This window comes from Vibrio lentus (genome assembly GCF_002875945.1).
In the GTDB taxonomy this organism is placed as follows: Bacteria; Pseudomonadota; Gammaproteobacteria; order Enterobacterales; family Vibrionaceae; genus Vibrio; species Vibrio apostichopi.
This window is the reverse complement of the sequence record NZ_MCZK01000113.1, coordinates 19,557-35,987: the sequence shown is the minus strand read 5'-3', so window position 1 is coordinate 35,987 and position 16,431 is coordinate 19,557. Positions and strand designations below refer to the sequence as shown.

At 44.3% G+C, this 16,431-nt stretch carries 12 protein-coding genes; 4 read left to right on the top strand and 8 right to left on the bottom strand.

The genetic code is table 11. The features are described 5' to 3' along the window. Positions 1-90: 90 nt before the first annotated feature. The 5 genes from BCT49_RS11460 to prmB form a co-directional block, all read right to left on the bottom strand. Positions 91-1,536 carry an ATP-binding protein gene (locus BCT49_RS11460; RefSeq protein WP_102435311.1) on the bottom strand — a complete coding sequence of 482 codons (1,446 nt, stop codon included), beginning with the start codon at positions 1,534-1,536 and terminating at the stop codon, positions 91-93. A gap of 71 nt (positions 1,537-1,607) precedes the next feature. Next, positions 1,608-2,336, bottom strand: coding sequence for a response regulator (locus tag BCT49_RS11455; RefSeq protein WP_017110102.1), 729 nt, complete (start codon positions 2,334-2,336; stop codon positions 1,608-1,610). A gap of 156 nt (positions 2,337-2,492) precedes the next feature. Beyond that, complete coding sequence (locus BCT49_RS11450) at positions 2,493-3,950, bottom strand: protein adenylyltransferase SelO (protein WP_102435310.1); 1,458 nt, start codon at positions 3,948-3,950, stop codon at positions 2,493-2,495. Positions 3,951-4,503: 553 nt separating this feature from the next. Beyond that, entirely contained in the window at positions 4,504-5,145 is a 642-nt protein-coding gene (locus tag BCT49_RS11445; RefSeq protein WP_102435309.1) for a LysE family translocator, read from the bottom strand. Between the two features lie 261 nt (positions 5,146-5,406). Further along, positions 5,407-6,339, bottom strand: a complete 933-nt coding sequence (gene prmB / locus BCT49_RS11440; protein ID WP_102435308.1) for a 50S ribosomal protein L3 N(5)-glutamine methyltransferase — start codon at positions 6,337-6,339, stop codon at positions 5,407-5,409. Between the two features lie 63 nt (positions 6,340-6,402). On the opposite strand from prmB, the gene smrB reads away from it, so the two are divergent. Further along, positions 6,403-6,933, top strand: a complete 531-nt coding sequence (gene smrB, locus BCT49_RS11435) for an endonuclease SmrB (protein ID WP_076671161.1) — start codon at positions 6,403-6,405, stop codon at positions 6,931-6,933. A gap of 135 nt (positions 6,934-7,068) precedes the next feature. Here smrB and sixA read toward each other — a convergent pair whose 3' ends face one another. Continuing rightward, on the bottom strand, positions 7,069-7,533 hold the full coding sequence (sixA, locus tag BCT49_RS11430) for a phosphohistidine phosphatase SixA (protein WP_017073606.1): 465 nt from the start codon (positions 7,531-7,533) through the stop codon (positions 7,069-7,071). 305 nt (positions 7,534-7,838) lie between these two features. Between sixA and BCT49_RS11425 the strand changes: the two genes are divergently transcribed. After that, on the top strand, positions 7,839-10,616 hold the full coding sequence (locus tag BCT49_RS11425) for an insulinase family protein (RefSeq protein ID WP_102435307.1): 2,778 nt from the start codon (positions 7,839-7,841) through the stop codon (positions 10,614-10,616). 328 nt (positions 10,617-10,944) lie between these two features. Here the strand turns inward: BCT49_RS11425 and fadJ are convergent, their stop codons facing one another. Continuing rightward, on the bottom strand, positions 10,945-13,191 hold the full coding sequence (gene fadJ / locus BCT49_RS11420) for a fatty acid oxidation complex subunit alpha FadJ (RefSeq protein ID WP_198595846.1): 2,247 nt from the start codon (positions 13,189-13,191) through the stop codon (positions 10,945-10,947). Further along, positions 13,191-14,498: an acetyl-CoA C-acyltransferase FadI gene (fadI, locus tag BCT49_RS11415; protein WP_102435306.1), complete on the bottom strand. Its 1,308-nt coding sequence runs from the start codon at positions 14,496-14,498 to the stop codon at positions 13,191-13,193. Before fadI ends, fadJ begins: the two co-directional genes overlap by 1 nt. Positions 14,499-15,069: 571 nt before the next feature. Here fadI and BCT49_RS11410 point away from each other — a divergent pair. Next, complete coding sequence (locus BCT49_RS11410) at positions 15,070-15,618, top strand: sigma-70 family RNA polymerase sigma factor (RefSeq protein ID WP_198595849.1); 549 nt, start codon at positions 15,070-15,072, stop codon at positions 15,616-15,618. Then, complete coding sequence (locus tag BCT49_RS11405) at positions 15,611-16,339, top strand: DUF3379 domain-containing protein (protein ID WP_102435304.1); 729 nt, start codon at positions 15,611-15,613, stop codon at positions 16,337-16,339. Before BCT49_RS11410 ends, BCT49_RS11405 begins: the two co-directional genes overlap by 8 nt. Positions 16,340-16,431 lie beyond the last annotated feature (92 nt).

Genomic DNA, 16,431 nt, shown 5'->3' with positions numbered 1-16,431 from the left:
GGACTCGACGTCCGGTTCAATAAAGAGTCTACTTATTTTGATTTTTAGGATTGAAACAAAAGGTAAGACTTATGTAACACAATTGTTACATTACACTTCTAAGCCTCTTGGTATATAGACTTTGGCTTCTAGGCCACCTTGAGAGGAGTTGCGAATAATGAGATCTCCGCCATGTCCATGCAGAATGTTTCGACAGATCCCGAGCCCTAAACCGTGTCCTTGGTCGTCGGTTGCAAGCCTAAAGTAGGGTTCGAAAACCAACTCTAACTTGTCTTCAGGAATACCTTTTCCGTGATCCTGAATCGTCACAATGACCCACACTGAATCACTGCTGATATCTACTTCGGCGGATTGTCCATATTTCACAGCATTATCGATAAGGTTAGTAAGCACGCGTTTAATAGCTAGCGGTTTGGCAACCAAAGGCTCAATCACAGCAGGTTCAAACTCGACCTGAGTTTGGTATTGGTTGTGCAGTTCAATCACGGATAGCATCATCTCGTTGAGATCGATAATGGCGTTATTTTCGTGAAGGTCAGTATCTCTTACCGCCTGTAATGCTCCCTTCACCATCATCTCAAGCTCATCCAGATCTTTGTTGAATTTGTCTTTCTTTACTTCACTTTCCAGTAATTCTGCACGCAACCTAAGACGTGTAATCGGTGTCTTCAAGTCATGAGAGATAGCCGAGAACAAATGCTCACGGTCGGCAACATAACGACGGATGCGCTGCTGCATGCGGTTAAAGGCTCGGGTTGCCGTGACCAGTTCGGTCGCCCCCTCTTCTTTCAGTTGAGGCTGTTGAATATCCATGCTCATTTCATTAGCCGCTCTTGCCAGCTTTTTAAGAGGTCGCACTTGGCGACGAATCATCAAGTAAGTTAAAACCAGCAAAATAAGCGTTGAAGAAACTAAGAAGATCACCTGTTCTCTGCCAAGAATCGTATCGTCGAGTTTCACATATGGCGCAGGCAACAATGCAGCAATGTACACCCATTCATGGCTAGTTAGTTCTATTTGAACAACCAGAATTGGCGGATTAAGAGGCTCTAAGGTTAAGGTGTGATGCGCCCACGATCGCGGGAGATCGCTCAAGTAGATGTCATTTTTAAGCAAACGAAGGTGTTCAGGACGTGAGAAATCTACCCGAACTGATTCGACTTTATTGAGCTTGCTACTCAAGACACTTTCTATTGCTTCAATTGAGGCGGTTTTTAAGCGGGTATCGGGAATCGGTTCAACGATCAAAGCCTCTTTATTGAAAGAAACGAAGAAGCGCGTACCGCCCATATTGCGGATCTGATCCAGCACGATATGGCGATATTTAACGGGTAGAGATTGGAAAAAAGTCACCGTTGAGGCAAACATGTTTGCCATGCTCGAAGAGGCAGAACGAATCCCCTCCATTTCTTTGTGTTTGGATTCGCTATACCAAATAGACGTTGCGATACCTTGAGCAATCACGACCGCTAACAAGGTCAGCAACAAGGTTCTTGCGACCAAGGAGTTTGGCTTTAACCGACTCAACCAGTTCATACGAGATACTTCATACAGAATGTTTCATTGGAAATACTTTATTAGATTACTTGATTAACAGTAGGTCATGCTTAGTGTTCATACTGAACAGGCACAGCAAGAATATAACCGTTGCCGCGCATGGTTTTGATGTAGTGAGGATATTTACCGCTGTCGCCCAATCGGCTTCTCAGGCGACTAAGCTGAACATCAATGCCACGTTCAAAAGGCAGCGCTTCACGGCCTCTGGTCGCGAAAGAGATGGTGTCACGGTCGAGAACTTCATTAGGACGAGTTAAGAACAGCATTAACAAAGAAAAGTCACTGCCCGACAAGTCCATCTCTTCTGAGTTTTCATTGTGCGAGATTCGATGCGCGAGCGTATCGAGCGTCCAGTCACCAAAAATGATCTGCTTTGGCAATGCATCACTTGGCTTGTCATCCACCACTTGAACACGGCGTAATAACGCTTTGATACGAGCCATTAACTGACGAGGGCTAAACGGCTTCGCAATGTAATCATCAGCACCAATTTCTAAACCGATGATCTGATCGGTTTCATCCGATACTGCTGTCAGCATAATGATAGGCACATTCGACTGCTTACGGACGCGCTGACACAAGGTAAAACCGTCGTCACCGGGTAGCATCACATCAAGAAGAATTAGATCAGGATAACCTTGATTTTGCAGGTGGGTATCGAGTTCGATACCGTCTCCAACGGAGGAAACATCGAAACCAGATTTTGTGAGGTACTCTTCCAGCAGCTCGCGGATTTCTTGATCATCATCCACCACGAGAATTCGAGTATTTGTTGGCATCGCCCAAACCTATTAAATTTACAACTTATTCACATAGTGTATAGGCTGGCCGATTATTTGATTATTGACATGTTTGTAAAGTTAGACGAACAAACAGATAAAGATCACATCTTAGTGACCTCTACCTGTACTTAGCGACTCAAAGAATCATGAGGGTTAAGAAGAACAGCTGATTTCCATGGCTTTGCCCCACTCTGGCGGCAAGGCGGCAAGGTGTTCGTAGTCAGGATGTTCCACATAAGGGTCTGCCAACACCACCATTAACGCATCAATATCACTGCTATCACCGCGCTCAGCTTTATCTATCGCAAGTTGGGCTAGGTAGTTTCTGAGGATGTATTTCGGGTTTACTTGTCGCATCTTTTCACAGCGCTCGGCCACTGAACTCTCTTCCAATTCACAGCGTTGCAAATAGTTATCCAACCATAGCTTTGCGGCCTCGCGGTCGATAACCAAATCAATCACGTCTTGCGGCGGCAATGTATCTAGGTTCGACAGCGTTCTAAAGAACCTTGGGTAATCGACTTTGTTTTGCGACATTAGCTCAAACAACGATTCAAACAAGCGACTGTCGCCTTCATGTTTCGAAAGCAATCCCAACTTACGACGCATCAACTGGCTAAAATAACCGTTCATTTGCGGCTCATACTGTTCTAGGGCTGCCTCTAAATCGGCTTTATCCACCAGCGGCGAAAGCGAATGAGCCAGTGCAGATAGATTCCACAATCCAATTCTAGGCTGTTGATTGAAAGCGTAACGACCTTGGTAGTCGGAATGATTACAGATCAATCTTGGATCATATTCATCAAGAAAGGCGAACGGACCGTAATCGAAGGTTTGGCCGATGATCGACATGTTATCGGTGTTCATAACTCCATGAGCAAAACCATTCGCTTGCCACAGCGCGACCATTTCCGCAGTGCGATCAACAATCTGATTAAACATTGCAGCGTAGGGTTTTTCTTCATCGAGACACTCAGGGAAATGCCACTCAATGACTTTATCGGCCAGCAACTTATGCTCAGCTAACTGATTGGTATAAAACAGATGTTCAAAGTGACCGAAACGGATGTGTGACTCAGCAGCACGCACCAACAATGCGCCCCACTCTTGCTTCTCTCGATATACCGGTGTGTCGCTAGTCATCATCGCCAACGCGCGAGTGGTTGGGATATTGAGCCCTGCCATCGCTTCACTACATAAGTACTCACGAACGGTTGATCGAATAACAGCGCGTCCATCGCCCATACGAGAATATGGCGTTTTGCCTGCACCTTTAAGATGTAAGTCGAACGTTTCACCACTTTTAGCAACAACTTGAGCTAATAACAGCCCTCTTCCATCACCTAAATCAGGGTTATAAGAGCCAAACTGATGGCCTGCGTATTTCATTGCTACTGGCGAGAATTGCTCAGGTTCAACATTGCCGGATAACGTCTCAAGCAATTCCTCTGAGGCATCCTCAAATAACGGAAAGCCGAGTTCATTCGCAAGGTTATGGTTCCATGCGAGCCATTGGACATTGCTGAGCGGTGTAGGTTGAATTGGGGTATAGAACAGTCGAGGTAATGCAGTAAATCGATTGTTAAATGAAATAGAATCCCAGACAGACATGAGAGATACACTGTAGATAAAAGATAACTTAAGATTATCACAGTTTGATAACAACTTCAGATCAGGTTATGCAGTGAGTCTTTTCAGATAAAGGGGTTAATCAGACCAAGAGGTTAATCAGACCAAGAGGTTATTCAGAGAAAGATATTATTCAGAGAAAAAGGTTACTGAGAGAAAGGTACAGCGAAGAAAAGGTTAAGTGGCTAGCCTTATGAGAAGAGCCACATTTAAGAGAAGAAGAGTTCTAACTTTGAAGACTTTTTAACAAGTGTGTTCATAATAAAAACTAAAAATATAGAGCCATAAAGCTGACTACATTAGAGCAAGAATACCCACTAGAGACAGGGTAGAGAAAAGCCAAGTGCGGCTGATAACGCCAAAGTTACTGTGTTGAATCATTTCTTGATGCTGCATATGTCTCTCCTTGAGAACGTGATGGTGTAACTACAATATATCGGCTTTTCGCTAAAAGCAGCAAGCATATTAATATTAACCTTTTATGACAGCATTAAGAATTTTCTGTAACTATTCAGCCCTTTGATAAATCGAAAAGTTATGCTCGGCTTGTCGTTGAAAGTAGCGCTCCTGCACCAATAAACACGCCCCCTGTAACACGGTTAAATACTTTGGCTCGACCCTTTGCAAATAACCAAGTTGATGATTTTGCACCTAGGTAGGCATAGACCAATAACCAAGACAATTCCATGACAACGAAGGTCAAAGCGAACACCACAAATTGAGGAAATAGCGCTATCGATGGGTCAATAAACTGAGGGAAAAGTGCGGTAAAAAACAGGATAGCTTTAGGATTACTCGCGCCAATAATAAAGCCACTGGCATAATGCTGCGCAGCGCTTTCTTTAACAGGTTGAGAGCCAGTTTGCTGATTCGATAGCTTGTCATAATCTTGCTGACTTGACCTTAGCGACTTCCAACCGAGATAAATAAGGTAAGCAGCACCCGTCCACTTAATGATATTAAACACCACTTCTGACGAAGCAATAATCACCCCTAAACCGGTAAACGATAACGTTAGGATTCCGGTAATGGCAGTCACGCTACCCAGGGCGGTAAATATCGATAACTTAAAGCCAGATTGCACACCCTTAGTCATGCACAACAAAGAACTTGGCCCTGGCGAGGCAGTTAAAATCAACACCGCCAACAAATAATAAATCCATGTATCAAAGCTCATCGCGAATTCTCCTTAACTCACTAAAACGACTAAACATTAAGCACCAATATGTAATAGCTATTCATATTAAGCAACTAAATATTGAGTACGTTCACTCTGTGCTGATTACTTATCTCTTAAATTTCGGCAATAAAAAACGCCATGCATCGCTGCATGGCGTTTAAATTCAAACGTTTCAAATAGAACGTCTTACAAAGTTCTAACCTTAAGTTTCAAGCTTAATATCTAAGCTAAATCCCTAAGCTAACAACGAACAGTAACCTAGTCTTTGTAGATAGAGAACTCATCTGCGCAAGCCACTAACTGCTCACGAGTGATCATGAATACACCGTGACCACCGTTTGAGAATTCAACCCAAGTGAATGGAAGCTCTGGGTACTGATCCATCATATGAACCATTGAGTTGCCAACTTCACAGATCAGAATACCATCATCAGTCAGGTAGTCTGGTGCGTTTGCTAAGATGCGGCGAACCAATTTAAGTCCGTCTGTACCTGCAGCTAGGCCAAGTTCTGGTTCGTGTGTGAACTCATCTGGCAGGCTGTTCATATCTTCTTCGTCCACGTAAGGTGGGTTCGATACGATCAGGTTGTATTTTTCTTTTGGCAAATCACGGAAAAGATCTGAACGGATAGGGAACACTTGTTGCTCCATGCCGTGATCTTGAACGTTCTGCTCTGCAACTTGCAGTGCGTCAGTAGAGATATCAATCGCATCCACTTCCGCATCAGGGAAAGCATGAGCACATGCAATCGCAATACAGCCACTACCCGTACACATATCCATGATACGAACAGGTTCTTCAGTTAACCAAGGTTGGAATTGAGCTTCAATCAGCTCACCAATTGGAGAACGAGGCACAAGTACGCGCTCATCAACAAAGAACTCAAGACCACAGAACCAAGCTTTGTTGGTTAGGTAAGCTGTTGGAGTGCGATCATTGATACGCTTGATCACGCGCTCAACAATACGTAGACGCTCACTGCTTGTTAAACGAGAGTTCAAAACATGCGGAGGAACATCAATCGGTAGATACAGAGTAGGTAAAATAAGTTGTACCGCCTCATCCCACGCGTTATCAGTGCCGTGACCATAAAATAGGCCCGCTGCGTTAAAGCGGCTAACAGTCCAACGAATCACATCTTGAAGCGTGTGTAGTTCTGATACCGCTTCTTCTACAAAAATCTTATCCAAAATTGTCTCCGAAAAGCGCTACAATACTGCTAATTACGTTTCTAATTTAGAATTCATAACCTGATGAGCAAAAAAGACACCGACTTTGATGACGATTTCGCCTTATTCAACGATGCAGTAAAGGGCGTTAAAAAGTTGCAACAGGATACCATAGTCCAGCAGCCAAAAAGAAATACCAAGCAAAAAGAAATTACTCGAACGGCCAGACAAGCCAGTGATAGCGAGTTTTATTTCTCTGACGAGTTCATTCCGCACCTTAGTGAGGAAGGACCAACACGTTATGCGCGCGATGATGTCTCTAAATACGAAGTGAAACGCCTACGTCGTGGGGTTTATGTACCCGACGTGTATCTCGATATGCATGGTATGACACAGCAAGAAGCCAAACGTGAGCTTGGGGCTATGATTGCACACTGTATTAAAGAAAGCGTGGCATGTGCTTGTGTTCAACACGGTATCGGCAAGCACATCTTGAAGCAAAAAGTGCCACTGTGGTTAGCACAGCACCCAGACGTAATGGCTTTTCACCAAGCACCGTTAGAGTTTGGCGGACATGGTGCGCTACTGGTTTTACTTTCTATCCCCGATAAATAGCTATCGACTTGTTGTTTATTCTAAAAAGTAAGTTCAGCACCTTATCGTTAGGTAAAAATAGTCCGTTAGAAACAACAAAGGGCATCTCAATAATCATGAGGTGCCCTTTTATTTATCTTTAAAAGCTGTCTATCGCTACGGATTAATGTTCCAAAGCAACTCGCCTTTTTGTGTCTCAAGGTCGAATTCAATACAGGCTAAACCTGACGTTGGGAACATAGGCGGTGCCATGCCCGTTGCAAATTCCGCTGTTAAATAGCCCACTAGAGGTAAATGAGAAACAAATAAAATGGTCTCTAGTTTTTCTACTTCAGCCATTGCTAAGGTCAAATCAAACACATCGTCAGACATCCCATATGGCGTTATATCATCACAGGTTTCGACTTTCTTTCCAGAAAACGCCTGGGAGATTTCCAACCATGTTTCTTGTGCCCTTAAATATGGGCTAACTAGCACTTTATCGAACTGGCTGAATCCTTGCTCATTTGCAGCTTGAGCCACCGCAAGAGAAGCCATTTTACCGCGCTTAGTTAACGCTCGTTCTGCATCCGAGTTCGCAAAATGTTCTGCTTCACCATGGCGCATAATGAATATTTTCATGTTCAATCCTGTCTATGTAACATGCCGAACGTCGATATATCCCATATATCAGCGATACGCTACTTAGGTTTGGCTCTCAACCTAGAGAAACCTCAGTCAATATAAATAATTATATCAAGTCACTTGCTAAAGAGTTCGACTTTCTTAACAATCTTATTAAAAGAAAATAAATCACTGATAAAAATCGATAAAAGTGATTTAGAAATCGCCAAATAGCTCTTCATATCCCAAAATATGATCTCAAGGTTTGCACCCCGAATCATCGGGTACATAATTTAAAAACCACCTTCTCTGGAGATGCTCCTTTGCACTTAAGCCCAAATGATGAACATCAATACCGTTACATAACCTTAAATAACGGGTTACGCGTACTGTTAGTTCAGGACCAAAATGCTCAAAAAGCAGCAGCTGCGTTAGCCGTCAATGTTGGCCATTTCGATGACCCTTCTGACAGAGAGGGTTTAGCTCACTACTTAGAGCATATGCTATTTTTGGGAACTGAAAAGTATCCAAAGGTCGGAGAGTTTCAAAGTTTTATCAGCCAACACGGTGGTAGTAACAACGCTTGGACCGGAACTGAACACACCTGCTTCTTCTTTGACGTCGAATTAAATACGTTTGAAACCGCACTTGATCGTTTTAGCCAATTTTTCACCGCCCCTTTATTCAATGAAGAAGCTCTCGATAAAGAACGCCAAGCCGTTGACTCAGAATACAAAATGAAACTCAACGACGATTCACGACGCTTGTACCAAGTTACCAAAGAACTGGTGAATCACAACCATCCATTCTCGAAGTTTTCAGTCGGTAATATCGATACGTTGGGAGATAGAGACGGTGAGACAATTCGCCAAGAGATCTTATCGTTCCACCAGCAACAATATTCAGCCGACCTGATGACACTGACGTTATCTGGAAACCAATCACTTGACGATATGCAAAATTGGGTTGAGGAGCGCTTTAGTTCTATTACCAACCATAACCTACAAGGCAAGAAGGTTGCGGTTCCAATTGTTGGCGAGTTAAGCACTGGCGTGCAAGTACACGTAGAGCCGATAAAAGAAGTACGAAAGCTAATTTTAACCTTCCCAATGCCAAGCATGGATGAACACTATGGTATTAAGCCACTGTCGTTCTTTGCTCACCTATTAGGTTATGAGGGTGATGGCAGCCTGATGATGCAACTGAAGGAAAAGGGCTGGATTACCTCTCTCTCGGCCGGTGGTGGCGCAAGTGGCAGTAATTATCGTGATTTCACGGTTAGTTGCTCATTGACCATCGAAGGTTTGACCAAAACAGATAACATCATTCAAGCCGTATTCCAGTACATCAAACTCATCGAGCAACAAGGTATCGAAGAGTGGCGCTACCTAGAAAAACGTGCGGTTTTAGAATCTGCGTTCCGCTTTCAAGAGCCAGCAAGACCACTTGATGTCGTCAGCCATCTCGTAATCAACATGCAGCACTATCAAGAGCAAGATGTGGTGTATGGCGACTACAAAATGTCGCATTTCGATGACGAATTACAACGTTCTCTGCTTCCTTACTTAACCGTCGACAACATGCGAGCGACCATCGTTGCACAGGGTTTCGAATACGACCGAGAAGCCAAATGGTACTTTACGCCCTACTCCGTCACACCGTTTAGCAGCGAACAACAACAGTGTTTTACCTGCATCAACCCCGGTTGGCAGTTTGAACTACCCGATAGAAACCCATTTATTTGTTATGACTTAGACCCTGCTGAGCTTGAAGAGCAAACTGAATTTCCACAGTTACTCGAAGAGTTAGACGGCTTTAAATTGTGGCACCTACAAGATCATCAGTTCCGAGTGCCTAAAGGTGTGGTGTACATCGCAATCGATAGCCCGCACTCGGTAGCTAGTCCTAGAAACATCGTCAAAACACGCTTGTGTGTAGAGATGTTCTTAGACTCGCTTGAAAAGGATACTTATCAGGCTGAAATCGCCGGTATGGGCTACAACATGTATACCCATCAAGGTGGCGTAACGCTCACGCTTTCTGGATTCAGCGAAAAGCAGCCACAATTGCTCAATATGATCCTTGAACGCTTTCAAGCACGCGACTTTAGTCCAACACGCTTCGAAACGATTAAGCATCAATTGCTAAGAAACTGGAATAATGCGTCGCAAGACCGCCCTATTTCGCAACTGTTTAATGCAATGACAGGGATCTTACAGCCAAATAATCCACCCTATTCTGTATTAATTGAAGCGCTGGAAACAATCGAGGTCGATGAGCTCTCTTCTTTTGTTCAGGCTATCTTGGCTGAACTTCACGTAGAGATGTTTGTGTATGGCGACTGGAAAAAGGCCGATGCACACAAGATGGCTGAAACGCTCAAAGATGCCCTGCGTGTTCAAGACCAAGCCTACGAAGAATCACTACGCCCGTTAATCATGCTGGGTGAGAACGGCAGCTTCCAACGTGAAGTGGTGTGTAACCAAGATGATTCGGCCATCGTGGTTTATTATCAATGCCCTGATATTTCGCCTACAAACATTGCGCTGTATTCATTGGCTAACCACTTAATGTCGGCCACTTTCTTCCATGAAATACGTACCAAGCAGCAGCTAGGTTATATGGTCGGCACGGGTAATATGCCACTCAACCGCCACCCTGGTATTGTGTTGTACGTGCAATCGCCGAATGCAGCTCCGGCAGACTTGTTGGCCTCAATCGATGAATTTCTCAATGCCTTTTACATGGTGTTGTTGGAGCTTAATGACTATCAATGGCACAGCAGTAAACGCGGCCTTTGGAACCAAATTTCGACGCCAGATACCACCTTGCGAGGTCGCGCTCAGCGCTTATGGGTTGCCATAGGCAATAAAGATTTGGAATTCAATCAGAGGGATCGTGTGCTAGAAGAGCTCAAAGGTCTGACTCGCTCTGACATGATGCGTTTCGTGGTCAGCCAACTCAAACCACGTACCGCAAATCGATTGATTATGCATGCGCAAGGTAACGCTCATAACGAAGAAGAGAAGCTATCGGCAGGAGTGGAAATTGGCTCTATTGATGAGTTTCAATTGCGACCAAAAGACTGCGAGCTTGGTTAGTAGATCTAAATAAAAAAACAGAAGGTTGATGTGGAAGCATCAACCTTTTTTATTGGATGCAGCATAAAAGCAGATCTCCTATTACGCTCCTTCGTCGCTTTAGGAGATGACGGTAGTTTGATTGAGATGCGTTCGAGCCCTCTTTTATCAACGCAATAACTTACTTTTTATCTCTCGCTCGTCATTCCCGAGAAAGAGGAACGACTGAGTCGGGAATCTCTCTTGAATTAACTCGCGATTCACAACTCTTCAAATAATAAAAAGCCCGCATCAATTGCTTGATACGGGCTTGATAATCAATGTGCTAGAAAGTTACTTCTAGAGAGTATTACTTATAGAAAGACTCATCCAATCCAGCACGTGTCAGTAGACCATCACATGGCGCAAAACGATCACCGTACTTCTTAGCGAAGTCGTTCATCATCTCAACCAATGACTTAATACCCACTTGATCCATATAACGGAACGGACCGCCTAGAAATGGCGGGAAACCGATACCGAAAATAGCACCAATATCGCCATCTCTTGGGCTACGAATAATACCGTCATCAAGACAACGAACAGCTTCGTTAAGCATAGGTAACACACAACGCATTGCGATGTCGTTATCGCTTAGCTTAGGTTCAGGTTGCAGCTTAAGCAGCTTGTAAACTGACTTATCGACTTCCTTCTTCTTACCTTTGTAAGTGTAGAAACCTTTGCCACTCTTACGGCCTTTACGGTTGTCATTCAACAGAATGTCGAACACATCAGGGCCTTGGAAACGTTCGCCTAATTCGTTAACCAGAATAGGGATGATCTTCGCACCGATATCAACACCCACCTCGTCTAGCAAAGTAATTGGACCAACCGGGAAACCGAAGTCCAATAACGTGCTGTCGAGCTTTTCAATCGGCTCATTTGCCAGTAACAGATGCGCCGCTTCATTCATGTACGGAGCAAGAATACGGTTCACATAGAAGCCGGCCGTATCTTTAACAACAATCGGTGTTTTACCTTGCTTCTTCGCTAATGCAACAACCGTCGAAATCGTTTCTTCTGACGTTGTTTCATGAGGAATCACTTCAACCAGCGGCATTTTTTCTGCAGGGCTAAAGTAGTGAAGACCGACCACGTTTTCTGGTCGTTGCGCTTTCTCAGCAATCTTATGGATTGGCAATGAAGAAGTATTGGTCGCAAAAATAGTCTCTGGTTTGGCATTGGCTTCAATGTCCGCAACCATCGACTGCTTAAGATCAAGATCTTCAAATACCGCTTCAATCACAACATCAGTGTGGTTAAAGCTCGTAAAGTCGATACCACCAGAAAGCTGAAGCACCTTACTTTCAAGGCCTGAACGGCTCAGAATGCGACGTTTACGCTGCTTATCGAACAACTTATAGTTGTAGTTAAGTGCGTTCAGTACGCCTTCGTTAGATACGTCTTTAATACGAACCGGTACTTTCGCTTTAGCAACACTAACATGGCTGATACCTGCGCCCATTAGACCGCCGCCTAGCACGCCAACACGCTTAACCGCTTTGGGTTCTGCGTCTGCGCCGTGCTCTTTTTTCATTTCAGTAGTGGCAAAGAAAATCGAACGCAGAGCTTTAGATTCTGCTGTCATCACCAATTCAGAGAAACGCTTCGCTTCGTACTGAAGACCTTTATCAAAGCCGTTCTCTAAGCCATAACGAATCACATCAAGAATCGCATCAGCGGCTGGGTAATTGCCGCGTGTTTTCTGATTGGTCTTCTTTGAAGCTTGTTCAAAAATCACCTTGCGACCCAGACCCGTGCGTGAAATCAGTTTTTCTTTGGTCGAAGCTTGGCTTTTAGACGCAAGACGTTTGCCTTTTTTACCGCCTGAGTTCTTTTCAACAAAGCTCTTAGCCACTTCAAGTAAGATAGTTTCTGGCACACAAGCATCGACAACGCCGAGTGATTTCGCTTTCTTAGCGCGTAGCTGCTTACCCGTAAGAATAAGGTCAAGAGATGGTAATAAACCGATAAGACGAGGAAGACGTTGCGTACCACCAGATCCCGGTAACAGACCAAGTTGGACTTCTGGCAAACCAAGGCGAGTCTTGTCTGAGTCTGTACACACGCGGTAATCACACGATAGTGCTAGCTCTAGGCCACCACCTAAACATGGGCCATGAATCGCTGCGACAACAGGATAAGGCAGATCAGACAAGGCTTGGAACATCTCTTGTCCTTGACGAGCGAGAGACTGTGCTTCATCAGCCGTCTTACAAGCATCCAGCATTCGAACATCAGCACCAGCAATGAAGTTATCCGGCTTCAATGAATGAACGATTAAGCCCTTAACTCGGCTTTGCTTTTCTTTCAGCTGCTCGAAGATTGCTTTCATTTCTTCAGCAAACGCCGCTTGTAGCGTGTTCATTTTTTCATTTGGCACATCGATCGCAAGCCATGCAATATCTTGGTCATCGATAGTTAAAGAAAACGCAGTCGCCTGTTTTACGACTTCATCGTTTATAACTGCCTTGTCACTTTTGGATGCAGCAACTGGCGTTGAATCCGTTTTTTTGACTGCTTTCTTTTCTTTTTTCACATCAAGAGTCGTAGACATTATTCCACCTCCAAGATCATTGCTGCACCTAAGCCACCAGCCGCACAAGCTGTGTTCAATGCTAAGCCACCACCACGGCGTTTAAGTTCACGCAGTGTTTGAGTCATCATTCGTGCGCCAGTCGCTGCAAACGGGTGTCCGTAAGCAATTGAGCTACCCAGCACGTTGAATTTCTCCATATCAATCTCACCGATCGCTTTGTCACGGCCAAGATTCTTCTGAGCAAACTCGTCACTTGCAAACATTTTGACGTTAGCCAGAACTTGCGCTGCAAACGCTTCATGCATCTCAATAAGTGTTAGATCTGATAATTCTAGACCGGTGTTCTTCAAAACTTGAGAGGTCGCGTAAGTCGGCCCCATCAACATATCCGTTTCAACACCAATCGCTGAAAATGCGTAGCCGCGAATGTAACCAAGCACTTCTAAGCCTAGCTCTTTCGCTTTACCTTCGCGCATCAACATCACCGCGGCACCGCCATCGGTAAGAGGGGTGGCATTGGCTGCCGTTACGCTTCCGTATTGTCTGTCGAATGCAGGGCGTAATTTAGCGTAGCCTTCAACCGTCGAGTCATGACGAACATTGTTGTCTTCTGCTAAATACTTTTTATAAGGCGCAGGGAAGGCTGTCATCACTTCACCTTGGATCTTGCCCTCTTTCCATGCTTGAGAAGCCAAAGAGTGAGAACGGTGAGCAAGTGCGTCTTGTTCTTGACGGGTGATACCATGAGTTTTAGCCATCTGCTCAGCGGTTTGACCCATAGATAAACCGGTCGAGTATTCAGCAACAGCAGGCGGTACTGGCATAAGATCTTTAACGGAAAGCGTTTTAAGAATCTTAAGCTTTTGACCCATTGTTTTGGTTTTGCTGAGCGCTAATAAGTTTGCCGCTAACTTTTTCGAAACACCGATTGGCAATACAGAAGAAGAATCAGCGCCACCCGCAATACCGACATCAATCGTGCCCGCCATAATGCTCTCAGTGACGTTTACTGCCGCTTGGAAGCTCGTAGCACAAGCACGCGTCACACTGTAGGCATCGGTATTAATGTCCATACCAGTGCCTAATACGATTTCACGCGCAATATTGGGGGCTTCTGGCATCTGTACAACTTGGCCGAAAACGACTTGCTCAATAAGTGCAGGATCGATATCCGTTCGTGCAAGCATCTCGCTCACAACCATTTTACCTAGGTCGACTGCAGGCACCTGACTAAATTCTGTGCTCTGACGAGCGAATGGGGTTCGTAATCCAGCGACAACGGCAACACGTTCTCCAGAACGGGTTTTGACTTCCTGTTTACCCATGGTTTCTCCTTAAAGTTAAGAGGTCTGACCTGAAGCATTGTAAAGAAGTTGTTAATTAAATCAAACGAGCGTTTAAATAAACGTGATACGAGTATCTCACTGTTTGAAAATATAACTGGGCATTCAGGCGAACCTTTTTGGGGGAAAGGTTGTCCTAAGAGACTAAACTATTGCTAGTAGAGACTGTTATGCGTAGGTAAAGAGTCGATGGTTTTATATCGGAGTATTTCCTGAAGGCAAAAAAAAACCACACAAAGCTGTGTGGTCGGAATGTATATAAAGCAATTAACTTAACGCCAATTGAAATAATCAGTTTCCTGATTAGGAGAAAGTAAAGTCAGCCTTCAAAAGGAAGTGTCGTCTTGCTCAACATGCTAGCCACGAATGACTAACTAGACGACAAGGTGTACTATAGCTTGTTCGAGGCCTTAGATTTTGAAGTAGATCAATTTTAATGTGATTTTACGATTTCCTGCCGATCGTTAGCTCTAAAAATATAAAAACGAAGCACAACGTATAGAGGACAGCTATACGCAGAGCAATTATGGAGGCTCGTGTGTCAATAATAAAAATGTTTGGAAAGAAAACAGCCAAGCGTCCGGTCAACTCTGATATGGACAAACAAAGAAAATACGAAGCACTCGTGCGTGCCTATCATCGTGACCTCTTTCGCTACGCCTATTGGTTATGTAAAGACAAAAGCATTGCCGAAGATTTAGTACAAGAGACTTGCCTTCGTGCATGGAAGTCACTCGATAGCCTACAAGATGAAAAAGCCGCTAAGTCTTGGCTGATTACTATCTTGCGCCGCGAGAACGCTCGACGTTTTGAACGCAAACAGTTTGATCTGGTTGATATCGACGATCATGGTAATGATGCTAGTGTCAGTGATGACCCACACCATCAACATCTGTGGTTGCAAGCTCAGATCATGAAACTTGAAATTGATTACCGTGAACCGCTCTTCTTACAAGTCATTGGTGGGTTTAGTGGTGATGAGATCGCGGACATTCTCGCTCTCAACAAGAACACGGTAATGACACGTTTATTCAGAGCTCGAAATCAGTTGAAAGAGATGCTGGATACAGAAGAGGCAGAGAGGGGGCAACATAATGGATGATTTGGAATTTCGTCGTCGTGTATTGTCGGAACCTAAGCAACGTACACAAGATATTGTTGATGCAGCTGCAAATAGCGAAGCCAATAGTAACTTTTTAGACGATGTACTATCGCTTGATAAGCAGATCCATTCAGCAATGAACGTGGATGTGCCAGACGATCTCGCAGATCGTATTCTGTTCAATCAGACCTCAAGCGAAGAAAGCAAAGTAGTAAGGCCTACTTTTGCTCGACGAGCGATGGCGATGGCAGCCTCAGTTGCATTCGTTGCCGGTTTACTCGTTGGCCAAGTTAACTGGGGAAATGCGTTAGTCTCTCCAGCTCAAGCAAGCTTGGTTGATACAGCAATGAAACATGTTGTTGATGAAAAGAGCTTCGTTAGCGCAATCGACGAACAAGTCACATCACAACAAATCAATGCCAAGATGAACCCATTTGCTTTTCAGTTTGATGAAGCGTTTCCTTATCACGTTTACTACCTGAACCATTGCGGTTTTGGTAAGTCCAACGCTGTACATATGGTCTTCCAAGGTCAAAAAGGCAAAGTCACACTGTTTTTGACTGGAATTCCGACAGAAAAGCCCGTCGACTTTGACGAAGAAGGTATGTCTGGTTCAGTAACACCGATTGATAACAGCAGCCTTATCCTTGTGGGTGAAAATGGCGAGGACGTTTCTAAAATCGCCGAAAAGCTAACAAAAATGATCAAACCGATGAGCTAATTCGCTCTCAAAGCCCCGTCACAAAAGGCCCAGCAACTATATTCTTGATATTGCTGGGCTTTATTTATAAATAAACCGAAAAATCATTCACA